The sequence below is a fragment of the Corticimicrobacter populi genome, from assembly GCF_003123725.1.
Taxonomy (GTDB): Bacteria; Pseudomonadota; Gammaproteobacteria; order Burkholderiales; family Burkholderiaceae_B; genus Corticimicrobacter; species Corticimicrobacter populi.
Genome location: NZ_QETA01000003.1, coordinates 295,115 through 321,390 on the forward strand (window position 1 = coordinate 295,115; position 26,276 = coordinate 321,390).

Annotated in this window: 25 protein-coding genes; 17 read left to right on the plus strand and 8 right to left on the minus strand. The window is 62.3% G+C overall.

Going from position 1 to position 26,276, the window contains the following annotated elements:
• The first annotated feature begins 92 nt into the window (after positions 1-92).
• Genes hda through folK form a run of 4 tightly spaced genes read left to right on the plus strand, consistent with a single transcriptional unit; the run spans position 93 to position 3,380 of the window.
• Positions 93-794 carry a DnaA regulatory inactivator Hda gene (gene hda / locus DD235_RS09350; protein ID WP_109061798.1) on the plus strand — a complete coding sequence of 234 codons (702 nt, stop codon included), beginning with the start codon at positions 93-95 and terminating at the stop codon, positions 792-794.
• Positions 791-1,510: an HAD family hydrolase gene (locus DD235_RS09355; protein ID WP_109061799.1), complete on the plus strand. Its 720-nt coding sequence runs from the start codon at positions 791-793 to the stop codon at positions 1,508-1,510. Before hda ends, DD235_RS09355 begins: the two co-directional genes overlap by 4 nt.
• Positions 1,507-2,883, plus strand: coding sequence for a polynucleotide adenylyltransferase PcnB (pcnB, locus tag DD235_RS09360; protein WP_109061800.1), 1,377 nt, complete (start codon positions 1,507-1,509; stop codon positions 2,881-2,883). The genes DD235_RS09355 and pcnB overlap by 4 nt, the downstream gene beginning before the upstream one ends.
• Positions 2,883-3,380, plus strand: coding sequence for a 2-amino-4-hydroxy-6-hydroxymethyldihydropteridine diphosphokinase (folK, locus tag DD235_RS09365; RefSeq protein WP_193519581.1), 498 nt, complete (start codon positions 2,883-2,885; stop codon positions 3,378-3,380). The genes pcnB and folK overlap by 1 nt, the downstream gene beginning before the upstream one ends.
• A gap of 75 nt (positions 3,381-3,455) precedes the next feature.
• On the opposite strand, the gene DD235_RS09370 is transcribed toward folK, so the two are convergent.
• From DD235_RS09370 to DD235_RS09380, 3 genes are all read right to left on the minus strand, one after another.
• Complete coding sequence (locus DD235_RS09370) at positions 3,456-3,794, minus strand: hypothetical protein (protein ID WP_109061802.1); 339 nt, start codon at positions 3,792-3,794, stop codon at positions 3,456-3,458.
• A gap of 172 nt (positions 3,795-3,966) precedes the next feature.
• Positions 3,967-5,496, minus strand: coding sequence for a fumarate hydratase (locus DD235_RS09375; RefSeq protein WP_109061803.1), 1,530 nt, complete (start codon positions 5,494-5,496; stop codon positions 3,967-3,969).
• Positions 5,497-5,531: 35 nt separating this feature from the next.
• Positions 5,532-7,655, minus strand: coding sequence for an LTA synthase family protein (locus DD235_RS09380; protein ID WP_162300454.1), 2,124 nt, complete (start codon positions 7,653-7,655; stop codon positions 5,532-5,534).
• Positions 7,656-7,805: 150 nt separating this feature from the next.
• Here DD235_RS09380 and DD235_RS09385 point away from each other — a divergent pair, with 150 nt between their 5' ends.
• The 11 genes from DD235_RS09385 to DD235_RS09435 all read left to right on the plus strand — a co-directional run bounded on the left by DD235_RS09385 (position 7,806) and on the right by DD235_RS09435 (position 19,383).
• Complete coding sequence (locus tag DD235_RS09385) at positions 7,806-8,180, plus strand: diacylglycerol kinase (protein ID WP_109061805.1); 375 nt, start codon at positions 7,806-7,808, stop codon at positions 8,178-8,180.
• A gap of 77 nt (positions 8,181-8,257) precedes the next feature.
• Positions 8,258-9,661, plus strand: a complete 1,404-nt coding sequence (gene leuC / locus DD235_RS09390; RefSeq protein ID WP_109061806.1) for a 3-isopropylmalate dehydratase large subunit — start codon at positions 8,258-8,260, stop codon at positions 9,659-9,661.
• Between the two features lie 8 nt (positions 9,662-9,669).
• Positions 9,670-10,338: a 3-isopropylmalate dehydratase small subunit gene (leuD, locus tag DD235_RS09395; protein ID WP_109061807.1), complete on the plus strand. Its 669-nt coding sequence runs from the start codon at positions 9,670-9,672 to the stop codon at positions 10,336-10,338.
• 55 nt (positions 10,339-10,393) lie between these two features.
• A complete protein-coding gene (leuB, locus tag DD235_RS09400) occupies positions 10,394-11,470 on the plus strand; it encodes a 3-isopropylmalate dehydrogenase (RefSeq protein ID WP_109061808.1) in 1,077 nt (358 codons plus the stop codon).
• Positions 11,471-11,575: 105 nt separating this feature from the next.
• The gene (gene asd, locus DD235_RS09405; protein ID WP_109061809.1) at positions 11,576-12,706 is read left to right on the plus strand and encodes an aspartate-semialdehyde dehydrogenase; all 1,131 of its coding nucleotides are present in this window, start codon (positions 11,576-11,578) and stop codon (positions 12,704-12,706) included.
• Positions 12,707-12,719: 13 nt separating this feature from the next.
• Complete coding sequence (locus tag DD235_RS09410) at positions 12,720-14,174, plus strand: FimV/HubP family polar landmark protein (RefSeq protein WP_109061810.1); 1,455 nt, start codon at positions 12,720-12,722, stop codon at positions 14,172-14,174.
• Between the two features lie 14 nt (positions 14,175-14,188).
• A complete protein-coding gene (gene truA, locus DD235_RS09415) occupies positions 14,189-14,989 on the plus strand; it encodes a tRNA pseudouridine(38-40) synthase TruA (protein ID WP_109061811.1) in 801 nt (266 codons plus the stop codon).
• A 137-nt stretch (positions 14,990-15,126) separates the two neighbouring features.
• On the plus strand, positions 15,127-16,221 hold the full coding sequence (locus DD235_RS09420) for a TRAP transporter substrate-binding protein (protein WP_109061812.1): 1,095 nt from the start codon (positions 15,127-15,129) through the stop codon (positions 16,219-16,221).
• A 106-nt stretch (positions 16,222-16,327) separates the two neighbouring features.
• Positions 16,328-16,969 carry a TRAP transporter small permease subunit gene (locus tag DD235_RS09425; RefSeq protein WP_109061813.1) on the plus strand — a complete coding sequence of 214 codons (642 nt, stop codon included), beginning with the start codon at positions 16,328-16,330 and terminating at the stop codon, positions 16,967-16,969.
• 21 nt (positions 16,970-16,990) lie between these two features.
• Entirely contained in the window at positions 16,991-18,670 is a 1,680-nt protein-coding gene (locus DD235_RS09430; RefSeq protein ID WP_109061814.1) for a TRAP transporter large permease, read from the plus strand.
• Entirely contained in the window at positions 18,670-19,383 is a 714-nt protein-coding gene (locus DD235_RS09435) for a phosphoribosylanthranilate isomerase (protein ID WP_109061815.1), read from the plus strand. Before DD235_RS09430 ends, DD235_RS09435 begins: the two co-directional genes overlap by 1 nt.
• Before the next feature lie 73 nt (positions 19,384-19,456).
• Here DD235_RS09435 and DD235_RS09440 read toward each other — a convergent pair whose 3' ends face one another.
• The 4 genes from DD235_RS09440 to DD235_RS09455 form a co-directional block, all read right to left on the minus strand.
• Positions 19,457-20,281, minus strand: a complete 825-nt coding sequence (locus tag DD235_RS09440) for a M48 family metallopeptidase (RefSeq protein ID WP_109061816.1) — start codon at positions 20,279-20,281, stop codon at positions 19,457-19,459.
• On the minus strand, positions 20,274-21,347 hold the full coding sequence (gene aroC / locus DD235_RS09445; protein WP_109061817.1) for a chorismate synthase: 1,074 nt from the start codon (positions 21,345-21,347) through the stop codon (positions 20,274-20,276). Before aroC ends, DD235_RS09440 begins: the two co-directional genes overlap by 8 nt.
• 76 nt (positions 21,348-21,423) lie before the next feature.
• Positions 21,424-22,974 (minus strand): protein adenylyltransferase SelO, encoded by a 1,551-nt coding sequence (locus tag DD235_RS09450; RefSeq protein ID WP_109061818.1) that lies wholly within the window; start codon positions 22,972-22,974, stop codon positions 21,424-21,426.
• Positions 22,971-23,375, minus strand: coding sequence for a DUF2069 domain-containing protein (locus DD235_RS09455; protein ID WP_109061819.1), 405 nt, complete (start codon positions 23,373-23,375; stop codon positions 22,971-22,973). Before DD235_RS09455 ends, DD235_RS09450 begins: the two co-directional genes overlap by 4 nt.
• A 19-nt stretch (positions 23,376-23,394) precedes the next feature.
• Between DD235_RS09455 and DD235_RS09460 the strand changes: the two genes are divergently transcribed.
• Together DD235_RS09460 and DD235_RS09465 are read left to right on the plus strand one after the other, a co-directional pair.
• On the plus strand, positions 23,395-24,672 hold the full coding sequence (locus DD235_RS09460) for a YihY family inner membrane protein (protein WP_109061820.1): 1,278 nt from the start codon (positions 23,395-23,397) through the stop codon (positions 24,670-24,672).
• Positions 24,673-24,717: 45 nt separating this feature from the next.
• The gene (locus DD235_RS09465) at positions 24,718-25,173 is read left to right on the plus strand and encodes a CBS domain-containing protein (protein ID WP_109061821.1); all 456 of its coding nucleotides are present in this window, start codon (positions 24,718-24,720) and stop codon (positions 25,171-25,173) included.
• On the opposite strand, the gene dusA is transcribed toward DD235_RS09465, so the two are convergent.
• Positions 25,131-26,111 (minus strand): tRNA dihydrouridine(20/20a) synthase DusA, encoded by a 981-nt coding sequence (gene dusA / locus DD235_RS09470; protein WP_109061959.1) that lies wholly within the window; start codon positions 26,109-26,111, stop codon positions 25,131-25,133. The genes DD235_RS09465 and dusA overlap by 43 nt on opposite strands.
• Between the last annotated feature and the right edge of the window lie 165 nt (positions 26,112-26,276).

Sequence of the window (26,276 nt, forward strand, 5' to 3'; positions counted from 1 at the left end):
AAAAGTCGCCAAGTATGTGACAATTGCGTATTTACACGCACAGTCTTCTATTTTACCCGGATGCGCGAAACTGTAATGCCCTGTCGCCGCACATGAACCGTCAACTCGTCCTGGATGTCCTGCCGGCACCCGGCGCTACCCTCGAAAACTACATCGCTGGCGACAATGCCGAAGCGCTGTCTGCCCTGCAGAACCTGCTGACTGGCCGGGCCGTATACCTCTGGGGTGCCGACGGCTGCGGTCGTACACACTTGCTGACCGCCCTGTGCCAGCAGGAGGCCGGCCTGCTGCTGACGCTGGACGCTTCTGCCGAACATATCCGCACCCTCGCCGACACCGATGCAACGCCCCATCTGCCGCGACTGCTGGCCGTGGACGACCTGCATCGCATGGACGCAGACCAGCAGGCTGCCGTGTTCGCACTCTACAACCGCTGGCGCGCCTCGGCTGCCTCGCCGCAGGGCTTTGCCCTGGCCGTGGCCGGCAACCAGGCTCCGATGACCATGCCATTGCGCGAAGATCTGCGCACCCGCCTCGGCTGGGACCTGGTCTTCCGGCTGACACCGCTGTCCGACGCCGACAAGCGCCATGCCCTCGAAACCCAGGCAGCGGCACGCGGCCTGCAGCTCTCGCCCGAAGTGCTGAACTGGATCCTGACCCACTACGAACGCGACATGCGTCGCCTGAGCGCCCTGCTCGATGCGCTTGACCGCTACTCCCTGGCTACCCGGCGCGCCATTACTGTGCCTTTGCTGCGCGCCATGCTGGCCGACCCCAATACCACCGTCGCATGAACACTACGCTCTCCCTCGCTCCCGACTCCCGGCTGGCACTGTTCGATCTGGACCATACGCTGCTGCCACTCGACAGTGATTATCAGTGGGCCGACTTCCTGGCCGGCAGCGGCCATGCCGGCGACCCCGCCGAAGCACGCCGCCGCAACGATGAACTGATGGATCGCTACAACCAGGGCAACCTGACGGCTGCCGAGTCCGCCGAGTTCATGCTTGGCCTGCTGGCTGGCCATCGCCCCAGCGACCTGGCGGCATGGCATGAAACCTTCATGCGCGACATCATCCGCCCAGCCATCCAGCCACAGGCGCTGGCACTGGTGGAGTCACACCTTGCCGCCGGGGATCTGTGCCTGATCGTGACGGCCACCAACACCTTTGTCACCGAGCCCATCGCCCGTGCGTTCGGTATTCCTCACCTGATCGGTGCCACCCCCGAATATCGCAACGGTCGCTATACCGGCCGTCTGCTGGGCACGCCCAGCTTTCGAGAAGGCAAGATCGTGCGCGTCGAGCAATGGCTGGCGTCCCACGGTTTGTCCTTCGGCCAGTTCGAAAAGACTTTCTTCTACAGCGATTCGATCAACGACCTGCCACTGCTGGAACGCGTCAGCGATCCCGTGGCAGCCAACCCCAGTCCGGCACTGCGCACCATCGCACACGAGCGCGGCTGGCGCATCCTGGATCTGTTCGATCATCACGAAGACCAAAAATCATGAGCACCCTGAAACGCATCGTCCGCAAGATCCTCACGCTGGGCAAGGCAAACAAGCCACGCATCATTTCGCGCCAGGAACACGGCATCGACCGGCGTCTGGTATCGCGTCATGCCATCAAGGTCTGCGAAGTGCTGCAACAGGCAGGCTATGAAGCCTATGTCGTCGGCGGTGCCGTACGCGACCTGATATCGGGCCTTGAGCCCAAGGACTTCGATGTCGCCACCAATGCCACGCCCGAACAGGTTCGCCCGCTGTTTCGCCGCGCCCTGATCATTGGTCGCCGCTTCAAGCTGGTACACGTCGTGTTTGGCCGTGAAATCATCGAGACATCGACATTCCGCGCACCGGCTGCGCAGGAAGGCGAGAATACGGACGAGCATGGCCGTATCCTGCGCGACAACGTCTTCGGTACCAAGGAAGAGGACGCCGCCCGGCGCGATTTCACCCTCAATGCGCTGTTCTACGACCCGCTCACCGAGAACGTGATCGACTATCACGATGGCGTGGCCGACCTCAAGAGCAAAGTCGTGCGCATCATCGGTGATGCCGCCACGCGCTATCGCGAGGACCCCGTTCGGATGCTGCGTGCCGTGCGCTTCTCGGCCAAGCTCAACGCCACGATCGATCCGGCCACCCGTGCGCCCATCAGCGAACTGGCGCATCTGATCGGCAATGTGCCGTCATCGCGTCTGTTCGATGAAATGCTCAAACTGCTGACCTGCGGCCATGCCCTTGACTGCCTCAAGCAATTGCGCGATGAAGGCCTGCACCAGGGGCTGCTGCCGTTGCTCGATGTCGTACTGGAGCAGCCGGGTGGGGCCCGTTTCGTACAGATCGCCCTGGAGCGCACCGATGCCCGCGTGCGCAGCGGCAAGACGATCAGTCCCAGTTTCCTGTTTGCCGCCCTGCTCTGGCAGCAGGTCGAGACTCGCTGGCATCGCCTGCGCGCACTGGGCGAGCACAGCATCCCTGCCCTGTCGCAGGCAGCCGACTCGGTACTGGAAGAACAGACCAGCAAGCTCGCCATCCAAAAACGCTATATTTCCGATATGCGCGAAATCTGGTTCATGCAACCCCGCTTCGAGCGCCGGGGTGGCAAAGGCATGGGCCGCATGCTCGAACAGCCACGCTTTCGGGCGGCCTGCGATTTCCTGCAACTGCGTGCCGCCAGCGGCGAATTCGACAGCGTGCAGGCGCAATGGTGGATGGATCTGGCCAATGGCGATGACATCACGCGCGGCGAAATGATCGAGGCTCTGGCTAGCCTGCCCGACGCTGAACAGGCACCAGCCAGCAGTCGCAAGCGCCGTCGCCGGCCACGCCGCAAGCCGGCTGCCACCGGTGCGACCACGCCCCAGAGCACAGACGCATAATGCAAGCCTGGATCGGCCTGGGAGCCAACCTGGGCAACCCCTTGGTCACCCTGCAGATGGCCCTGCGCGAACTCGCGCAGGCCGAAGATGTAATCGTGCAGGCCACGTCATCGTTCTACCGCACCGCCCCCGTCGATTCCTCCGGTCCGGACTACGTCAATGCCGTGACGCGCATTGACACGTCCCTGCCCCCCCATGCGCTGCTGGCACTGCTGCAGCGCATCGAGCAACAGCATGGCCGCCAGCGGCCTTATCAGAACGCCCCACGCACACTGGATCTGGATCTGCTGCTCTATGAAGACCTCAGGATTGATGACGACACACTGGTCGTCCCCCATCCTCGCATACACCTGCGTGCCTTCGTGCTGCAGCCCTTGCTGGATATCGAGCCTGACATGAAAATCAAAGACCAGTCTCTGCATGAATGGCTGGCACGCATCGGTGACGCCCAGCCTCTGCAAAAACTGCCTGTGAGTTTCAGCCCCACAGGCAGTTGAAGCGGCTCCACATCTATCTATGAGCCAGCCTGTTTCTCTCGTGAAACAGCTCAGCTCATGGCACACATAACCTGATCAGTCGCCTTTATCCATGTTCTTTTTGGTGGCAACGATGTCACGCTCTTCGACATTCACGCCATAGAACGTATAGCTCTTGTCGTTCTCGTCCACCAGCTTGATATCGAACATGGGATCATCGTAATTGGTCAGGGTAATGCGGATTTCCTCGCCATTCTCGAGGATATCTTCTTCCATGACGTCCTCTTCCCAATCGGTAGTCGATTGCGGACTGACATAGACAAAATAGATATCGACACCGGTCTTGTTTTTGATGTCGACGTAATACTCGGCGGCAGTGGCGACAGCCGACAGACAGAACATCATGCAGGCGACCGACAGTTGCTTCAAACGCATAAGGTTTTCCTCGTTCCCATTTCAAAAAAAGAAATAGTATTACGATTCAACGCAGAATGGGCGACAAAAAGCATCAGATCACGTGCATTGATAGCCTGAAGCAGACCGCTCACTCCATGAAGACCGACAGCGTAGTCGTGACATGGCGTGAGCTGGCCCACTCACAGGAAAATCAGGCCGGTGCTGTCTCCGCTGGCATCTGAGCAATCAGTGCCTGCCATTTTTTCGGGCCTGTCGTATGCACGGACTCACCCTTGGCATCGACCGCTACCGTCACCGGCATATCCTTGACATCGAACTCGTAGATGGCTTCCATGCCGAGATCGTCGAAAGCCAGTACCCTGGCGTGCTTGATCGCCTTGGAAACCAGGTAAGCCGCGCCCCCGACTGCCATCAGGTAGGCCGACTGATGCTTGCGGATGGCCTCGATGGCGACGGGGCCGCGCTCGGACTTGCCGATCATCGAGATCAGGCCGGTATTGGCCAGCATCATCTCAGTGAACTTGTCCATGCGGGTCGCCGTCGTCGGGCCAGCCGGACCAACGACCTCATCGCGCACCGGATCGACCGGACCGACGTAGTAAATCACACGGTTGGTGAAGTCCACAGGCAGTTTCTCGCCCTTGGCCAGCATATCCTGGATGCGCTTGTGGGCGGCGTCACGCCCCGTTAGCATCTTGCCGGACAACAGCAGCGTCTCGCCTGGCTGCCAGCTTGCAACTTCTTCGCGGGTCAGCGTATCGAGATTGACCTGGCGCGACTTGTTGTAGTCAGGAGCCCAGTGCACGTCAGGCCATTCCGACAGCGACGGCGGCGTCAGCGCAGCCGGGCCGGAACCATCGAGCACAAAATGGGCATGGCGAGTCGCAGCACAGTTCGGGATCATGGCGACAGGCTTGGAGGCCGCATGCGTCGGGAAGGTATGGATCTTGACGTCGAGCACCGTGGTCAGGCCACCCAGGCCCTGTGCGCCGATCCCCAGTGCATTGACCTTCTCGTACAGTTCAATGCGCAGTTCTTCCAGCTTGTTCCGTGGTCCGCGCTCCAGTAGTTCGAACATGTCGATATCGTCCATCAGCGACTGCTTGGCCATGAGCATGGCACGCTCGGCCGTACCGCCCACGCCAATGCCGAGAATGCCTGGCGGGCACCAGCCGGCGCCCATGGTCGGCACGGTCTTGAGCACCCAGTCGACGACTGAATCGCTGGGGTTGAGCATCACGAACTTGGACTTGTTTTCAGAGCCTCCACCCTTGGCAGCCAGTTGCACGTCGACCGTATTGCCCGGTACCAGCTCGACGTGCAGGATACAGGGCGTGTTGTCGCGGGTATTGCGCCGCGCAAACAGCGGATCATCCAGTACGGAGGCGCGCAGGGGATTATCCGGATGCGTGTAGCCACGCCGCACACCCTCGTCGCACAATTCCTGCAAGCTCCTACAGGACTCGAAGCGCACGTCCATGCCGACCTTCAGGAAGACATTGACAATACCCGTATCCTGGCACAGCGGACGGCGCCCCTCGGCACACATGCGCGAATTGGTCAGGATCTGTGCCATGGCATCACGCGCCGCCGGGCTCTGCTCGCGCTCGTAGGCACGTGCCAGGTGGCGAATGTAGTCTACCGGATGGTAGTAACTCATGAACTGGATGCCATCCGCGATCGACTGGATGAAATCCTCTTCTTTGATGATGACGGACATTAGGTTCTCCACACCCGTTTATAAAGACTGCCAGTTTACTGTAGTGCTTCGCTGCGAATGCGCCAGTCCCGCAACGCCAGCCCGGCGCGCTCGCGCTGCCAGAGCAGCACCAGTTCAGGCGAGGGTTGTGTGGTGGGCTTCAGTTGCCCTGTCGCATCCCATTCATAATAGGTCGGCCGCACAAAACCGGTGACAGCCCCTTGAGCGCTGATCAGGATGCCCATGCCACCCTGCCCGTCCTCGCTGATGAAAGACACGGCAGCAGGGTCGGTACTGTCTGCATAGATATCGCGACCGATGCGCGGCACCCGCACGCCGGACAGGGAATGCGCCCACAAGGTGGGAAAGATATCCTGGTGACTGACCCATTCGCTGGTATGCGCCGTCCCCCCCAGCCGATAGGCTTCGGGAATCCGCATCACGATGGGAACGCCATATTTGTAGAACAGTTGGCGGCTGTCCGGATAGGCAAAAATCGTGCGCGTATTGTGATCCCCTGTCGCAGCAAACAGCGTGTGCTCCAGCAGGCCATCGCCTTCCAGGCCATCCAGGAATTCACCCAGCGCATCGCTGCTGTACTGGTAGGTCTCGAGAATTGAACGGCCGGTATCCGCATCGGTCGCCAGAGCTGCACCGAGACGGCCAGTGTCAAGCCGACCCGCCTTGTAGTGTTCCGGAATCCGGTACGGCGGATGATTGGTCACCGACAGCATCACCAGCATGACTGGCTGTCCCTGCGCATCGGCCTGCGCCAGCAGTTCGCGACCGTAACGGAACATCCATTCATCATCCAGCCCCCAGGTGTTGGTCGTCGCCTCGGGAAAACGCTCGCGGATTGCGCTCTCGCCCAGCACCTCGTCAAAACCCTGCTGACGCAGCGCCACGTCGAGCCGGCGCCAACTAGAAGGTCCGGCCGTCAGAAAAACCGTACGATAGCCTGCCTGTCGATATGGTAGTGCGACTGCAGTGGAATACGCATGGTAGCCATAACGGCTCTGGGTTAGCGGTGTAATCGGCGTATCCAGCAACAGTCCTTCGAGACTCGGATGCGTGCCATGCTGATACGACAGTGCCTTGCCAAAATAATCCAGCCGACCGCTGTTGATCCAAGGACGCAAATCTCCCAGCAAATCATTTCCGTCAGGATCGTCGAAAGTCTGCATGTGCCTACCCCAGCTTTCCATCACGGCCACCACGACATGAGGTTTGCGCACTTGCAACAAGGCAGGTTGCTGCGGCAAGTCACGCCACAACACTGCCTCCGCAGACACAGCCTGCGCTGTTCCTGTCACTGCGCCTCCTGCCATATTGCCACCCTCTCCTGCAGTCAAGGCAGACTGACGAGCCAACACCTGGTATACCTCATCGATGCTACCAAATCCGTACTGCCTGAGTCCTGCTGCTGGATCGTCACCTAGGTCATACACCTGCCTTTCCTTCCAGGCCTGCAGCAATGCCAACACACCACTGGGCACCAAGTTGTTGGTAAAGGTATCGCTGGATACCGCCATATGCATGGTCCGCAACGGAAACTTGCCCAGACTGCCGCGGGCCAGTCCGACTGTCAGCACCATACTGCACAATACGGTCAAAACGATTTTCCAGGCCGCCACCCGGGAGACAGAGCGGCTGAGTGCCCACCATCGTGACAACCGCACCTGCACAACCGTCAGCAGGATCACGACCAGCAATAAGCGTATGACAGGAAAATCGCTCCACAACGTCTTCAGCACCGCACCGGTATCATCCTCTGCGAAACCGAACACCAGACCGTTGATCGGCCCCTGGTAGAACTGGAAATAATAATAATTGACCACCATCAGCAGGTTGACCAGCAGCATGGCCAGCCACATCCAGCCTTGCACCACGCCATTCCATACTCGCTGGATACGTACCGGTAACATGCATACGGCCATCCCCAGAAGCAGCACGGGAGCTCCCAGTAAGATGGCAAGATTTTTCAGATCGAATCGTGTTCCTATCCAGAACGCCTGCCTCAATTCTGCAGCATCGGACTGCCAGTCCGTCGGTGCTTGCCACCACATCAGGCAGACCCGCCCCAGAGTCAGACCTAGCGCACCGAGCACCAACAGCATCCAATATTGCCGGTTATCCCGTAGCCAGGCTTCCCAGCCGGTCACCTCGGGGCGGGAGGGCATATCATCTTGCACCATTGCGGTCATCACTCCGTCATCTTCTTCCTGTAAACACCAGCGCGTGATTCTAACCCCTCGGCCAGCAGATCCAGCCCAACGCAAGCCGGCACACCCGTATAATCGCGGCGTTTCCCTGCTCTCTCCTTCCTGCCCATGAAAGACCCCACCAACACTGGCCTGATTCGCATCTGGCGCGCCTGCGGCAACTCCCTCAAAGGGATGCGTGCGGCTATACGGTACGAATCTGCATTCCGGCAGGAAGCAGCCCTGTGCCTGATTCTGATCCCCGTAGCCTGCTGGCTGGGGCGCGACGTGGTCGAAATCATCCTGCTCATCGGCTCCTGCCTGCTGGTGCTCGCCACCGAACTGATGAACTCGGCCGTGGAAGCCGCCATCGATCGCATCGGACTGGAGCGCCACGAACTCTCCGGACGTGCCAAGGACTTGGGTTCGGCAGCGGTATTCGTGATGCTCGGTTTGGCATTGCTGACCTGGGGCCTGATTGCCTGGAGCCGCTTCATGGGCTGAGCGGTCCCTGCTATGGCATAATCAAAGGTTCACCCTACCCTGTAGTTTCCGGCATTTGTGCCGCGAGTGATACCGCCATGGCAAGAACCCTGTACGACAAGCTCTGGGACGCCCACGTCGTCCACCAGGAACCCGATGGTACCTGTCTCCTTTATATTGACCGCCAGCTGCTGCACGAAGTGACCAGCCCGCAGGCGTTCGAGGGGCTATCCATCGCCGGCCGCAAGCCGTGGCGCCTGAGCGCCAACCTGGCGGTAGCCGATCACAATGTACCCACCCAGGGCCGTGCCGAAGGCATCAGTGATCCGGTCTCGCGCCTGCAGGTTGATACGCTCGATGCCAACTGCCGCAAATTCGGTATCACCGAATTCGACATGAGCGACCTGCGCCAGGGCATCGTCCACGTAATCGGCCCCGAGCAGGGCGCAACCCTGCCCGGCATGACCGTGGTCTGCGGTGACTCGCACACCAGCACACACGGTGCCGTCGGTGCCCTGGCCTTCGGCATCGGGACCTCCGAGGTAGAGCACGTGCTGGCTACCCAGACGCTGCTCATGAAAAAAGCCCGCAACATGCTGGTCAAGGTCGAGGGCGAACTGCCTTTCGGCTGCTCGGCCAAAGATCTGATCCTGCATGTCATCGGCATCATCGGCACAGCCGGCGGTACCGGCCATGCCATTGAGTTTGCAGGCAGCACCATCCGTGCGCTGTCGGTGGAAGGTCGCATGACCGTCTGTAACATGGCCATCGAAGCCGGCGCACGCTCCGGCATGGTGGCCGTCGACGATACGACCATCGACTACTTCCGCGGTCGTCCCTTTGCGCCCAACGGTGCCATGTGGGATGCCGCTGTCACCGAATGGCGTACCCTGCACAGCGATCCCGGCGCACATTTCGACCGGGTGGTGGAAGTCAACGCCCGCGACATCAAGCCGCAGGTCAGTTGGGGCACCTCGCCCGAGATGGTCCTGCCGGTCGATGCCCGCGTGCCCGATCCCGAGCAGGAAAAAGACGACGTCAAGCGCAGCGGCATCGAACGTGCCCTCGAATACATGGGCCTCACGCCCAACACGCCGCTGACCGACATCCGCATCGACAAGGTATTCATCGGCTCCTGCACCAACTCGCGCATCGAGGATCTGCGGGCCGCCGCCGCCGTGGCACGCGGCCGCAAGGTCGCGGCCAATGTCCGCCAGGCCATGGTGGTACCAGGTTCCGGTCTGGTCAAGCTGCAGGCCGAGCGCGAAGGACTGGACAAGATTTTCCTGGCAGCCGGTTTCGAGTGGCGCGAACCGGGCTGTTCGATGTGCCTGGCCATGAATGCCGACCGGCTGGAGCCGGGCGAGCGCTGTGCCTCCACCTCGAACCGCAATTTCGAAGGCCGCCAGGGCCAGGGTGGCCGCACCCACCTGGTCAGCCCCGCCATGGCGGCAGCCGCTGCCATTGCCGGTCATTTCGTCGATATCCGCACCCTGCGCTGAGGTTCAACATGGAAGCATTCACCACGCACGAAGGACTGGTCGCCCCGCTGGATCGCGAGAACGTCGATACCGATCTGATCATCCCCAAGCAGTTCCTCAAGTCGATCCAGCGCACCGGCTTCGGCCCCAACCTGTTCGACGAACTGCGCTACCTGGATCATGGCGAACCGGGCATGGACAACAGCAAGCGTCCGCTCAACCCCGAGTTCGTCCTCAACCAGCCGCGCTACCAGGGCGCAACCGTTCTCCTGGCTCGCCAGAATTTCGGCTGCGGCTCCAGCCGCGAGCACGCGCCCTGGGCGCTGACCCAGTACGGCTTCCGGGCCATCATCGCGCCGTCCTTCGCAGATATTTTCTTCAACAACAGCTTCAAGAACGGTCTGCTGCCCATCATCCTGTCCGAGCTGGAGGTAGCCCGGCTGTTCGATGAGGTCCGGGCCTTCAACGGCTACAAGCTGCGCATCGACCTGGGCGAGCAACGCATCATCACCCCCGAGGGCCGTGCCATCGGCTTCGATGTGGATGAGTTCCGGAAATACTGCCTGCTCAACGGCTTCGATGACATCGGCCTGACCCTGCGCCAGTCCGACAAGATCCGCGCCTACGAAGCCGAACGGCTGGCCCGCCAGCCCTGGCTCGACGCCCAGCCCATCAATATCGCGCCACAGCGCGGCTGACCCCGACCTGACCGCCGCCCGCGCAAGGATTTCTTTTTCATACCCAGGAAACACCATGAGTCATAGAATCGCAGTCCTGCCTGGTGACGGCATCGGCCCCGAAATCGTCGCCCAGGCCGTGCGCGTGCTGCAGGCACTGGACCTGCCGCTGCAACTGGAAGAAGCACCCGTAGGTGGAGCAGCCTACGAAGCGGCCGGCCATCCGCTGCCCCCTGCCACGCTGGAACTGGCCAAAGGAGCCGATGCCGTACTGTTCGGTGCCGTCGGCGACTGGAAATACGATTCTCTGCCCCGTGAGCTGCGCCCCGAGCAGGCCATCCTTGGCCTGCGCAAGTCGCTGGGCCTCTTTGCCAACCTGCGGCCAGCCGTGCTCTACCCCGAGCTGGCACACGCCTCCACGCTCAAGCCCGAAGTGGTCTCGGGCCTAGACATCCTGATCCTGCGCGAACTGACCGGCGACATCTACTTCGGCACGCCCCGTGGCGTGCGCGAGGCACCCGACGGTGCGTTCACCGGCCTGCGCGAAGGCTTTGACACCATGCGCTACGCCGAACCCGAGATCCGCCGCATCGCCCATATCGGCTTCCAGTCCGCCCGCAAGCGCAACAAGCGTCTGTGCAGCGTGGACAAGGCCAATGTGCTCGAGACCTCGCAACTGTGGCGCGATATCGTCATCGACGTGGCCCGCGAATACCCCGATGTCGAACTGTCGCACATGTACGTCGACAATGCCGCCATGCAACTGGTGCGGGCACCTCGCGAATTCGATGTGATCGTCACTGGCAACCTGTTCGGCGACATCCTGTCGGATGAGGCCGCGATGCTCACCGGCTCGATCGGCATGCTGCCGTCGGCTTCGCTCAACGAGCAGGGCCAGGGCCTGTACGAGCCCAGTCACGGCTCGGCACCCGACATCGCCAACCAGGACAAGGCCAACCCGCTGGCCACCATCCTGTCGGCCGCCATGCTGCTGCGCTATTCGCTGAACCTGTCGGCCCAGGCCGACCGGATCGAGCAGGCCGTGCGCACCGTGCTGGCCCAGGGATTGCGAACCGCTGATATTTATCAACCCGGTGACACTCTAGTCGGCACCCGCGCCATAGGCGATGCAGTGATTCAGGCCCTAAAATAGGCAAATCCGGCAACGACGAAGGCAACGGCCACCCAGGGTGCCGTTGCCTGCGCCGCGAGGCGCAGCGACACTCAGGTTTCTCAACTTCGACAAGCGATATTGATTATGACGCAAGCAGTGGGTCTGGTCGGCTGGCGTGGCATGGTGGGGTCTGTCCTCATGCAGCGCATGCGCGACGAAAACGATTTCTCCCTGATCGAACCGGTCTTCTTCTCCACCAGCAATGTGGGCGGTGCGGCCCCCGCCTGGGCCGATGGTGCCCCTGCCCTGCAGGATGCCTACGATATCGAGGCACTCAAGAAGCTGCCGATCATCGTGACGGCCCAGGGGGGTGACTACACCACCGCCGTATATGGCAAGCTGCGCGCAGCGGGCTGGACCGGCATCTGGATCGATGCCGCCAGCACCCTGCGCATGAAAGACGATGCCATCATCGTGCTCGACCCTGTCAACCGTCCCGTGATCGACGCAGCACTCGCACGTGGCGTGCGGGATTTCGTCGGCGGCAACTGCACGGTCAGCTGCATGCTGATGGGCCTGGGTGGCCTGTTCCGCAACGGTCTGGTCGAATGGGGTACCAGCATGACCTACCAGGCTGCCTCGGGCGGCGGTGCGCAGCACATGCGCGAACTGCTCACCCAGTTCGGTCTGCTGTCTGGCGAAGTGGCCGGCGAACTGGCCGATCCCGCTGCTGCCATTCTCGACATCGATCGCAAGGTCCTGGCCAAGCAAAAGGATGCCGCCCTGCCCCACGAGCATTTTGGCGTACCGCTGGCCGGCAGCCTGATCCCCTGGATCGACAAGGATCTCGACAACGGCATGTCCCGCGAAGAATGGAAGGGCGGTGCCGAAACCAACAAGATCCTCGGGCGTGGTCCGGGCTTTGACGCCCCGGCCATTCCGTTCGACGGCCTGTGCGTGCGTATCGGTGCGATGCGCTGCCACAGCCAGGCACTCACGCTGAAACTGACCCGTGACATTCCGCTCGACGAGATCGAAGACCTGCTGCGCAACGACAACCCCTGGGCCAAGGTCGTCCCGAATACGCGCGAGGCCACCATGCAGGATCTCACGCCCGTAGCCGTGACCGGCACGCTGACCATTCCGGTCGGTCGCCTGCGCAAGCTGGCCATGGGTCCGCAATACCTGTCCGCCTTCACCGTCGGCGACCAACTGCTGTGGGGTGCAGCCGAACCGCTGCGCCGCATGCTGCGCATCGCCCTCGGCCAGGCCTGACCCGGAGACTATCGTGACGACATCATCGACCCGCAGCACCCGCCGTTTCGTTCCCACCCTGCTGGCCCTGGCGCTGGCCTCCGCCGCGCTGGTCCAGGCCACGACTGCCGAGGCGGCGCGCATCGGCCACTCACGGGTGGTATCGCCGCAGGGCGCGCCACTGCAGGTCGATGTGTCCGTCAACGATATCCTGCCCGGCGAAGCAGCAGGCCTGCGCATCGGCATCGCGCCCGAAAGTGCCTGGCACCAGGCTGGACTGACACCTCCGGTAGCACTCGACAGCCTGACCCTCGCGGCAGAACCGGGACGCAATGCCGAAAGCCGCACTGTCCATATCCGCTCGACCCAGGCACCCACCACGCAGGCACTGGATCTGCTGCTGGAACTCGACACCGAGAATAACCGCCAGTATGTGCAGGTCAGTGTCCTGGTACCCGATGGTGCCCCCGTGGCACCCCGTCTCGCCACACCGGCACCGGCCACCACACCGGCCAGCCAGAATGACCAGGGCACGGCAGGCAGCGTGCAGGTCCGGCAGGGTGATACCCTGTTCGCCATGGCTCGCCGCTACGGCCAGCCAGGTGCCAGTGAACTGCAGATGCTGGCCGCATTCTGGCGGGCCAATCCGGATGCCTTCATCCAGAACAACATGAACCTGCTGCGCGCAGGTTCCACGCTCCGTATTCCTGATGCGGCCGAGGCACAGGCGATTTCGACCGCCGAGGCCACCCGTCTCTACCGCGAGCAGGCCCAGGCCTTTGCGCAATATCGTGGCGACGTCGCCCGAGGCGTACGCGGCGGACAGGCCGCGCTTGGTGGTCAGGCGGGCCAGGGCGCGCTGTCGGGTGCCTCGGTGCGCGGTGCACAATCCGCGCCCGTCGACCAGGACCGCCTGCAACTCTCGGCCGACACGGTCACACCGCAATCGCTGGCCGCCGCACGACAGGCACTTGAGGATGCCCGTGCCGACGCCCGTTCTGCCACCGGCGAAGCCACCCGTCAGGCACAGGACAAGGTTGCGGAACTGGAGCGTAACATTCTCGAAATGCAGTCCCTGCTGGCCAGTCGTGGCACTGCCGATGGCAACGCCAATACATCCGGCCAGTCTGGCAACAACCAGACAGAATCGGCACAGGATACGACTGAAGCCACCAACCAGGCTGTCGGCACATCCAGCGTCACAGGCACGACAACCGCCAGCACCTCGCAGGCGCTGACCGGCACAGTGGCCCCCACGCCAGCCGCCCAGGGTGTGCTCGGCTGGCTGCTGGACAATGTCTGGCTGGCCATCGGTATCCTGCTGGCCTTGATCGCTGCCGTGGTCCTGTGGCTGATCCGTCTCGACAGCCGTAGCCGCACGCCGATATCGCCGTATTCATCCGAGCAGGTTCAGAGCCAGCTCAACGACATCGACCTGGACCTCGACCCCGCACCCGGCCAGAACCGTCACGATCCATCGGCACGCTAAGGTCTGCATACAGCATGCGCATTGCACTGGGTATCGCTTATGACGGCAGGCCGTGGCAAGGCTGGCAGACACAGCCCAACGGCCGCACAGTCCAGGACACCCTGCTGAATGCGCTACAGGCTTTCGCGCACCACCCAGTCGAACTGGTCTGCGCCGGCCGAACCGATACCGGCGTCCATGCCGTCGGTCAGGTCGTGCACCTGGATACTCCCCTCGACAGGCGTATGGAATCCTGGGTACGCGGCCTCAATGCCCATCTGCCCGACAGTGTTGCCGTGCTGTGGGCACAGGTCGTTGCGCCCGAGTTCCATGCTCGCTTCTCGGCCCAGTCACGTACCTATCACTATGTGCTGCATCAGTCCCGGGTGCGTTCGCCGCTCTGGGCAGGTCGGGCCGGCTGGGCCTTTCGTCCGCTCGATATCGAAGCCATGCGCACAGCAGCCCAGGTCCTGCTGGGCACGCACGATTTCAGCAGCTTTCGCTCATCGCAATGCCAGGCGGCACACCCGGTGCGCACAATGCATCAGCTCGACATCGAGTCGCGCGGCGAGCGCGACCAGTGGGTCGTGCTGACGTTCCGGGCCAATGCCTTCCTGCATCACATGGTGCGCAATATCGTCGGTGCCCTGGTCCTGATCGGCCAGGGACGCCAGCAAATGGACATGGCTGAACTACTGGCCGCCCGCGACCGGACCCGGGCCGCCCCCACCTTCGCAGCCGACGGACTGTACCTGGCTGCCGCAGAATATCCCCGTGAATTCGGCCTGCCCGAACAGGACGCAGATGCCTCGCTGCTGCCCCTGATTGGCTGCTGACAAACACCGCTGAGCGTATCTGACTGGCGTTTTCTAGGGAAAACGATAGCGCTGGGTTTTCCCATTTTCTCCGTAGAATTACGTACGAGGCTTGCAAACACCTCGATAACAATACTTACTATTCGCGGAGATATTCCATGCAACGACGCTCGTTCCTCAAGCAGGCGGTCATCGGTGGGGCCGCCGCCGGCAGCGCCACACTCGCAGCTCCCGTATTTGCACAGGACAGTCCGGCACTCAACTGGCGCCTGGCCTCCAGCTTTCCCCGCAGTGCCGATGCCATCTACAACGGCAGCGTCAACTTCGCCAAATATGTGGCCGAAGCCACCGATGGCAAATTCAACATCCGCGTCTTCCCTGCCGGCGAGATCCTGCCGGCCCTGCAGGTCCTCGACGGTGTCCAGAATGGCACCATCGAGTGCGGTCACACCGCCTCCTATTATTACTACGGCAAGGATCCCATCCTGTGCTTTGACGGTGCCGTGCCGTTCGGGCTGAACACCCGCCAGATGAACGCGTGGATGCGCCACGGCGATGGCCTGAAACTGCTGCGCGCCGTCTTCGACAAGTACAACATTGTCAACTTCCCCTGCGGTGCCACGGGTGCGCAGATGGGCGGCTGGTTTCGCAAGGAAATCAACTCGGTCGCTGACCTGCAGGGGCTCAAGTTCCGCTCCAGCGCATTCGCCGGCGCGGTGCTCTCGCGGCTCGGTGTCGTCCCGCAGCAGATCGCCGGCGGCGACATCTATCCCGCGCTGGAAAAAGGCACCATCGATGCCGCCGAATGGATCGGCCCCTATGACGACGAAAAACTCGGATTCAACCGGGTGGCTCCCTACTACTACTTTCCGGGCTGGTGGGAAGGCACGCTGCAAGTCTCGCTGTACGTCAACAAGGATGCCTACGCCACGCTGCCCAAGCGCTACCAGGACATCATCGACCAGGCCACGGCCACGGCCACGCTCGACATGCTGGCCACCTACGACGCCGAGAACCCGGCCGCCCTGCGCCGCCTGATCGCCCAGGGTGCCAAGCTCAAGTCATTCCCGCGCGACGTGATGGATGCCTGCTATCGCGAAGCCAATGCACTCTACGCAGAGCTGGCGGCCAAGGACCCTGCCTTCAAGGAAATTCTCGACAACTACACCGCTTTCCGTGACGAACTGGTGCCCTGGTTCCGCGTATCGGAAGGCAGCTTCGACCAGTTCATGGCCGCCGTCACACGACGTTGAGCACATCAGCTAAAATAATGCCCCTGCCTGCCGGCCACATTACGGCGGGCTTGGGCACCAGAAGCTATGGTCGCCCCGCCTCCTTCCATCCGAACGGACACTCGCCATGCAAGCCTTACTTGCCCTTTCCCGGCTGATCGACGGAATCAACCTGCGTGTCGGCCGCGTCGTCATCTGGCTGACCCTGCTCATGGCCATCGTCAGCGCATCCAATGCCGTCGTGCGTAAAACTCTGCACATCAGTTCCAACGCCTGGCTGGAGCTGCAGTGGTACATGTTCGGTGCCATCTTCCTGCTGGCAGCCGGCTACACCCTGCTCAAGAACGAACATGTGCGCGTGGATGTCCTGGCCCAGCGATTGAGCCGCCGTACCCAGATCAAGATCGAGATTTTCGGCGTGCTGTTCTTCCTGCTTCCGGCCAGCCTGCTGGTACTGTGGCTGTCGTGGCCCATGTTCATCGAATCCTGGGTCACCCACGAACAATCATCGAACACGGGGGGACTGGTCCGCTGGCCCGTCAAGCTGCTGATTCCGGTCGGATTCCTGCTGCTGGTCCTGGCCGGCATCTCCCACCTGATCAAGTGCATCGGCTACCTGCAGGGTCTGTGCCCTGATCCATTGGCACGCGAACAGGCCAAGACGGCCGAAGAAGCACTGGCTGATGAAATCGCCCGCGAGGCGCTTGAGCGCGACGGCACCACGGCCCCGCCACCTGTCGAAGCCCAGTCGGGCCGCCCCCAGCAGTAACCTCACGGGACAACGACCATCATGGAATTCCTGATCGCCAATCTCGCACCCGTCATGTTCCTGACGCTGGTGTTTTTCCTGCTGCTCGGCTTTCCAGTCGCTTTTGCGCTGGCTGCCAACGGTATCCTCTACGGTCTGGTCGGCATCGAACTGGGCCTGTTGACGCCGGCGCTGTTCCAGGCCCTGCCGCAACGCATTTTCGGCATCGTCGCCAACGACACCCTGCTGGCCGTGCCCTTCTTCACATTGATGGGCCTGATCCTCGAACGCTCAGGCATGGCCGAAGACCTGCTCGAAACCATCGGCCAACTGTTCGGCTCGATCCGGGGCGGTCTGGCCGTGGCCGTGGTCGTGGTCGGCACCATGCTGGCCGCCACCACGGGCGTGGTATCGGCCTCGGTGATTTCGATGGGTCTGATTTCGCTGCCCATCATGTTGCGATACGGCTATGACCGCAAGCTGGCAACCGGCGTGATTGCGGCCTCCGGCACGCTGTCGCAGATCATCCCGCCGTCGCTGGTCCTGATCATCCTGGCTGACCAGCTCGGTCGCTCGGTGGGCGACATGTACCGGGGTGCGATCATTCCGGGCTTCCTGCTGGCCGGCAGCTACATCGCCTACGTGCTCATCATGGCATGGCTGCGCCCGCAGAGCGCGCCCGCCATGCCGCCCGAAGCGCGCGACTTCCATGAGCCCAACGGTCACAGCGGCATCCGTTCGCTGGTCGTGCTGATGCTGTTTTCGGTCGCCGTCTCCTGGTTTGTCAGCAGTCATCTCAACGACGAAACCTCGCCCATCGACGAAAAAATCGTGATCGGCATCCTGATCTGGGGCGTCACGGCACTCGTGATCGCCGTGCTCAACAAGGTCCTGCGCCTGGGCATGCTCTCCAAAATCGCCGAGCGGGTCACTTTCGTGATGATCCCGCCCCTGGCACTGATCTTCCTCGTGCTAGGCACCATCTTCATCGGCGTGGCGACCCCCACCGAAGGTGGGGCCATGGGCGCGGTCGGTGCGCTGATCATGGCACTGCTGCGTCGGCGCATGAGCTGGTCGCTGCTCAAGCAGGCCATGGACACCACCACCAAGCTGTCGTGCTTCGTGCTCTTCATCCTGATCGGATCGACCATCTTCGGCCTGACCTTCCGCGCCGTGGATGGCGACCTGTGGGTCGAACATCTGCTGATCGATCTGCCGGGCGGCGAATGGGGCTTCCTGATCGTGGTCAGCATCATGGTGTTCCTGCTGGCCTTCTTCCTAGACTTCTTCGAGCTGGCTTTCATCATCGTGCCCCTGCTGGGGCCGGTGGCAGACAAGATGGGCATCGACCTGATCTGGTTCGGTGTGCTGATTGCGGTCAATATGCAGACTTCGTTCATGCATCCGCCATTCGGATTCGCACTGTTCTACCTGCGCTCTGTCGCGCCGCGCGACGACTACCGGGACCGAATCACGGGACAAATGATTCCCAGGGTCACTACCGGCCAGATTTACTGGGGCTCGGTGCCGTTCATCGGCATCCAACTGCTGATGGTCGTCGCCGTCATGGTCTTCCCCGGCATGGTCATGCACTACAAGGCCGAACTGACGGATGTGGATCCCTCCACGGTGCAGATCGATGTGGGCACGGCTTATGGCGATGATGACATCTACGGCTACGGCAATGGTGACAATGCCGACCCTGGCGCAGGTTTCCAGTAATGCCATCCAGCTTGCCATCCGCCGCGCAACCCGCCCTCTCTGCCATCGCAGCTGGGCGGCGCACCCGCATCAAAATCTGCGGGATGACACGTGAAGCGGATATCGACACCGCAGTACAGGAAGGTGCCGACGCCCTCGGCTTCGTCTTCTTCGAAGCCAGCCGGCGCTACGTTTCGCCGGATCGGGCTGCGCAGTTGCGACACCGGATACCGGCTTTCGTGGATGTGGTGGCCCTGTTCGTCAACGCCGACACGGCACTGATACGCGAAGTGCAGGACAAGGTAGCGCCCGAGTTGCTGCAATTTCATGGCGACGAAACACCCGAGGCATGCCAGCGCCATGGCCAGCGTTTCCTGCGGGCCTTTCGCATTGGCGGGCCGGCCCTGCCGGATGCGGCTGCCGTAGCAGCCACCTGCCAGCATTGGGAAGCAGCCAGCGCCTGGCTGTTCGACAGCGACAGCACGGGCTACGGCGGCAGCGGCCATGGCTTTGACCACGATCTGCTGGATGCTGTCTCCACCCTGCCCACTACACGTCCCATCATCCTGGCGGGTGGCCTGAAGCCGGACAACGTCAGCCAGGCCATTGCACGCACGCGGCCCTGGGCTGTGGATGTCAGCAGTGGCGTCGAATCCGCGCCGGGCGAAAAATCAGCAGCCAGTATTCAGGCATTCTGCCAGGCTGTCCGGGCTGCAGACAGCCTGGCTGACTGATCCTCTGGGCATACCGACCTTCACTTTTCAGTGAACGAACTACAGAGCCAGGCAGTGCCTGGCTCCCTGCGAATCAACGCCTGGCCGCCTCGTACAGCGGCATCACCTGGGCGGCGGCCTGCTGCAGGTCTGCCGAACGGCTGGCCGGCGACGGATGGGTGGAGAGGAACTCGGGCTGCCCACCGCCCCCGGCCTGGGCCATTTTCTGCCACAGCGTCACGGCCGCACGTGGGTCATAACCGGCACGCGCCGCCAGCTCCACGCCCATGCGGTCAGCCTCGGTCTCATGCTCCCGGCTGTTGGGCAGGGTAAACATCACACTGGTCAGCGAACTGCCAAGATCGGCCGTGGCCTTTGAGCCGGTTACAGCCGCCAGAATGGTCAGACCGACGTTGGTGACCATCTGCTGCGAGACCCGTTCGCGCGCATGCTCACGCAGCGCATGGGCAATCTCATGACCCAGCACGGCAGCCAATTCGGCATCGGTCGGCTTGATCTTGTCCAGCAACCCCGTATAGACAGCGATCTTGCCACCCGGCATACACCAGGCATTGACCTCGTCAGAGGAGATAACATGTACTTCCCAGGGCCAGTTCACGGCCTCCGGGCGGAAGATGCCGGCCTGCGCCACCAGCTTGTTGGTGATGGTCTGGACGCGTTTGACCTGACTGGCATTGCGATCAAGCTTGCCCTGCGTACGAGCTTGCGCAATCACCTGCTCGTATTGCGTCTCCGCCTCCTGCCGCAACTGCGACTCGGGCACCATGCTCGACATGTATTGCGTGCGATTGATGCCGATGGCACCCGATTGGGTCGTCTGTACACCTGCGCACGCCGTCAGGGCCAGCACGCCGGCAACCCCGAACCCGCGCAATAGCATGGCAAGCCGACTACGCATCTTCGCGCTCTCCGCACTGTCCGCGATGCAGCAGGGCATGGTCGGCCAGCACCAGCGCCAGCAAGGCTTCTGCAATGGGTGCGGCACGGATGCCCACGCAGGGATCATGGCGCCCCAGCGTCTGCACTACGGCAGGTTCGCCAGCCCGGTTGACCGAACGTCGCTCGACCCGGATGCTGGACGTCGGCTTGATAGCCAGCGACACGGTGATCGGCTGGCCACTCGAAATGCCACCCAGGATGCCACCCGCATGATTGCTCAGAAAGCCTTCCGGCGTGATCTCGTCGCCATGCTCGCTGCCACGCTGGTCAATGCTCTCGAAACCGGCCCCGATCGACACGCCCTTGACCGCATTCAGGCCCATCATGGCATAGGCGATATCGGCATCCAGGCGATCATAGATGGGCTCGCCCAGTCCTGCCGGGATCTGCTCGGCCACGACCTCGATGCGCGCGCCGATGGAGTCGCCATCCCTGCGCAAGGCATCCATGTAGTCTTCCAGTTCGGGGATCACATCGGCATTGGGCGCATAGAACGGATTCTGCTCGACAAAATCCCATGACAGGAAAGGGATACGGATCGGTCCGAGCTGGCTCATATAGGCACGGATCACCGTGCCGTACCGCAGGGCCAACCATTTGCGTGCAATGGCCCCAGCAGCAACCGTCGGTGCCGTCAGGCGTGCAGAGGAACGCCCCCCCCCGCGCGGATCACGCACACCGAACTTGTGCCAGTAGGTGTAGTCGGCGTGCCCGGGGCGAAAACTGTCTGCAATCGAGGCATAGTCCTTGCTGCGCGCATCGGTATTGCGGATCAGCAGGCCAATCGGCGTACCCGTGGTCACGCCTTCGAACACACCGGAGAGAATTTCGACCTGATCAGCTTCCTGGCGCTGCGTCACGTGGCGGGAAGTACCCGGACGGCGGCGGTCGAGCTGTGTCTGGATATCCTTGACCGTCAGCGGCATGCCCGGAGGACAGCCGTCCACCACGCAGCCGATGGCCGGGCCATGGGATTCGCCAAAGTTGCTTACACGGAACAAGGTACCGAACGTACTGCCAGCCATACGGGAACACCCCAGCAAGAAGCGGCCTGAGGCCGAGAGTCAGATCAATCGAAAAGGATAGGGAGATTATATCTACTCATGAAGAACAACTGACCGAGATTCCCCCTGCCCAGTCCGGTGGCGGCTCGGCATACCGCTCATAGCCTGACTGAGCGGCAAACGGATGGGCTAGCAACCGCATCAGACGGTCGATTTCACTCGTATCTCCGGCCTGGGCCTGCCGGATCGCCTGTTCTGCCATGTAATTGCGCAGCACATAGAGCGGATTGACCCGATTCATGGCCTCAGCCCGCTCGGCATCCGGCCTGCCGTCCCGGCCCAGGCGCTGGCGGTAGCGCGCCAACCAGTGTCGGGCGGGCTCACGGTCGGCAAAATGATCATCCCAGCGCAACCCATCGTCATTGACCAGAAGCGGCCCGTTGCCCGGTTCACCTGTCACGACATCCGCCAATCGACGGAAGGTCAACGTAAAGTCGGCCTGCTGACTGTGCATCAGCTTCCACAGATCATCGAGCAGCACATCGTCACCGCCCTCGCCATCCCAGTCCTGCAGGCCAAGCTTGGCTGCCATGCGCTGCTGGAATGCCGACATGAAGGCGGTTTCGTATGTGCCCAGCGCGTCGCGCAGCGCAGCCTCGTCTTCCACCAGCGGGAACAGCGCATTGGCCAGCCGCAGCAGGTTCCATTGCGCCACGGCAGGCTGGGCATGCCAGGCATAGCGCCCCTGCGTATCTGAATGATTGCAGACATGCCGGATATCGAAACCATCCATGAAGCCATAGGGTCCATAGTCCAGCGTCAGGCCCAGGATGGACATATTGTCCGTGTTCATCACACCATGACAGAACCCGACTGACTGCCAGGCTGCCATCAGTTCGCCGGTGCGTCGTGATACCTGACGCAGCAGGGCCAGGACCGGTCCGGCTTGTTTATGCCCGTTTTCAGCATCTCCCGTCTGTTTGTCGCGACACGCCGGATAGAAGCGATCAATCACATAATCCGTCAATGTCGCCAGCAGATCGGGACGCCGCTGAGCGGCCCAGTGTTCGAACGATCCAAAGCGGATAAAACTGGGAGCCAGCCGCAACACGATCGCCGCCGTCTCGGGCGTTTCGCGCTGCACCATATTGCTGCCCCCCACCAGCGCCAGCGCGCGCGTCGTCGGAATGCCCAGCCCGTGCATGGCCTCGGACGCCAGATACTCGCGCACCGACGAACGCAGCACGGCACGGCCATCGCCCATGCGGGAATACGGCGTGCGCCCGGCCCCCTTGAGCTGCAATTCGCAGCCCCCATCAGGACCATCGACCTCACCCAGGAGATGGGCCCGGCCATCCCCAAGTTGCCCGGCCCAGACGCCGAACTGATGGCCGCTGTAGACCGCCGCCAGGCAATCGCCACCCGGCCAGGGCGCGGCACCCGACACGGCATCCAGGAAAGCCGGCGTCTGCAATGCCGCAGGAGACAGCCCCAGGCAGCTCCGGGCCGCAGCGGCATTGGCATGCAGCAGGACGGGATCGGTCAGCGGCCGTGGCGGCAGGCGCGTATAGAACGCATCCGGCAGACCCGCAAAGCTGTTGACCATGTGCAGGTCCTGCAACGAAGTGGCCAGGGAAACTTCGCTCATGCCCCCTCCTCTCTTTGCATCCGCTGTCGTGTCCGCGCCGCCTTCTTGGCAGGCCGGACGTAGAAAATCGCGCAAAAGAAAAATCCGACCGACAGTGCCAGTTCGATCCAGGCCAGTGCAATCGACGGTCCGGGCGGATCGCTCATGACCCGCACCACGGCCTCCATGACATACAGCAGAATCAGCATCGACGCCCACTGATAGGTATAGAGGTTGCCACGCGCCACGCCGCGCAGCGGGAAAGCCAGCGGCAGGGCCTTGAGGAACAGCCAGGAACCGCCCGGCCGAATCGGGGCCAGCACGGTTTCCCAGAGCACGCACAGCACGATCAGCGCCAGCAGGCAGAAGGTCGCGCCCTGGCGCAGACGGGGATTGAGACGAGGGTTGAGTTCATGATCCATAATCTCTATTATCGCCTGCATGACGACCACAAAAACAGACGCCCCTGCTTCGCACCGTACGGCCCACCGATTGGCGCACCTGCGCCAGGGGTTGCGGTTCGCCCTGGCCCGCATCGACGAAGCCCGCCTGACCCAGGTGGCCTCCAGCCTGACCTTCACGACCGTGCTGGCAATCGTGCCGCTGCTGGCCGTGGTGCTGTCGCTGTTTACGGCCTTCCCGCTGTTCCAGCAGTTCCAGGTGGCGCTGGAAGAATTCCTGACGCACAACCTGATGCCCGAGATCGTCTCGGGCAATATCATGGCCTACCTCAACCAGTTCGCCCAGCAGGCCTCGCGCCTGACGGCGATCGGGGGTATTTTCCTGATGGTCACGTCCGTGATGCTGATGATGACCATCGATACGGTGCTCAACGATATCTGGCACGTGCGTCGACAGCGGCCCCTGACCCAGCGGATACTGGTCTACTGGGCCATCCTGTCGCTGGGTCCGGTACTGCTCGGTGCCAGCCTGTGGGTCACGGCGGTATTGGCACGCGAATCGCTCGGTCTGGTCGGCGAACTGCCGTTCGGCACCGAGATCGCCCTCAAGGCCATTCCGCTGCTGCTGGCCGGCTTTGCCTTTGCGGCGCTGTTCGTGGTCGTGCCCAACCGTACCGTCAGGTGGCGCGACGGCCTGATGGGCGGCTTCGGCACAGCCATCGTGCTCGAACTGATGAAAACCGGCTTTGCCGCCTACCTGACGCGCTTTCCCTCCTACACCGTCATCTACGGTGCCTTTGCCATCGTACCGATCTTCCTGCTGTGGATCTACCTTTCCTGGCTGACAGTCCTGTTCGGTGCGCTGATCACGGCCAACATTCCCGCCGTGCGCACCGGCCGCTGGCGTCACCAACACCAGATCGGCGCAGCCATGGTGCAATCGGTTGCCGTCCTGCGGGCGCTGATGCAGGCCCGCCAGCCCCCCGAAGTCGGCCTGACCCTGGCCTCGCTGAGCCAGTCCCTGCAACTGTACCCGGTCGATGTGCAGGAGCGGCTGGAACAGCTGGCAGCACTGAACTACGTGACGCATATCCAGGAGGATGGCAAGGATCGCTGGGCGCTGGTCTGCGACCCGGACACGACCACGCTGGGCCCCCTGTTCGACCGCCTGCTGCTGGCACGTCACCAGCCGGCGCTCGCCCGCGACCCGGCGCTCCGAAACGCCCTGGCCGGCTATCTTGCAGATCCGCCACACGAGCCATCGCTCGACGAGATTCTGCGGTCCGGCGCACACACGGCCACGGAAAAGCTGACATAATGTAAGCTGGTTCGTCGTACGCAGTCTTGCCGGAAGGGCATCATCATGTTGAAAGTCAGCGAAATTCTCAGAGTCAAGGGTGACATCCTCTTCACCGCCCACCCGGATGCGCCGGTGCAGCAGGCCGTCATCACCATGAGCGAAAACGACGTCGGCTCCCTGGTCATCATGGAGTCGGGCCAACTGGTGGGTCTGCTGACATTCCGCGAAGTCATCCGCTACCTGCATACCAGCGGCGGCGAGATCGGCAGCACGACCATCCGCAGCATCATGGACGACGCGCCAGTCAGTGTCACGCCCAATACCTCGGTAGAAGAAGTGCAGCGCATCATGCTCGAAATGCGGGCCCGCTACGTTCCCGTGCTCGACGGCCCCACGCTGCTGGGTGTCATCTCGTTCTACGACATGGCGCAGGCGCTGGCCAAGGCCGACAAGTTCGAGAACAAGATGCTCAAGGCCTATATCCGCGCCTGGCCCAACGACAGCGCCCCGAACGCCTGACGCAGCAATTCCGGCTCATTGCGCGCCAGCAGGGCTGCATCCGACAGCATCTGGCGCCAGCGGCGTGCACCCGGCACGCCCGACATCATGTCCAGCATCGGCCGAGCCACGAAACGCAAGGGTACGCCCCGCGCAACCTGGCGACCGGCATAGGCCATCATGGCCTCAATCACGGCCTCATCATCCGGCACCGGCACGGACGGATCCAGCACCTGCTGCAATGCCGACAGAATGCGCGGCTGATGCCAGGCAGCCCGCCCCAGCATGATGCCATCGAAAGCCGCCAGGTGTGCCGTAGCTGCATCGACTTCCACAATCCCGCCATTGAGCACAATGGTGCAATCGGGAAAATCGGCCTTGAGCTGCAGCGCCACGTCATAGCGCAGTGGCGGGATATCGCGGTTTTCCTTGGGTGACAATCCTTTCAGGACGGCATTGCGCGCATGCACGATGAACACCCGACAGCCGGCAGCATGCAGCGTCCCGACAAAATCGCGGACAAAGCCATACGCCACGCCATCATCCAGGCCAATCCGGTGTTTGACCGTGACCGGAACCGAGACGGCGTCCTGCATGGCCCGCACACAGTCGGCCACCAGCTTCGGCTCTGCCATGAGGCAGGCCCCGAATGCCCCTTTCTGCACACGCTCCGATGGGCAGCCGCAGTTCAGGTTGATTTCATCGTATCCCCAGCGCTCGCCCAGCTTCGCTGCCTGAGCCAGGTCGGCCGGCTCACTGCCACCCAGTTGCAGGGCCACGGGATGTTCTTCTTCGCTGAAATCGAGGTGACGGGCCGCATCGCCGTACAGCAGCGCCCCTGTGGTCACCATTTCGGTATAGACCCGCGCCGCAGGGGCCAGCAGGCGATGGAAAAAGCGGCAATGGCGGTCGGTCACATCCAGCAAGGGTGCTACGCACAGTGCCCAGGGACGCGCGATGGGCAACGGGGGATGCCCGTGCTGCGAGCCAACAGTTTCCAGAGAAGCCGGCATGCTGGCGGCAGATGTTTCAGGGTGAGAATCTTGCATGGTCATGACGTGCAAATGGTTCAGCCAACGAGGCTGGAACCGAAAAACAGAAGTCGCCGGCAAACCGACACTGCG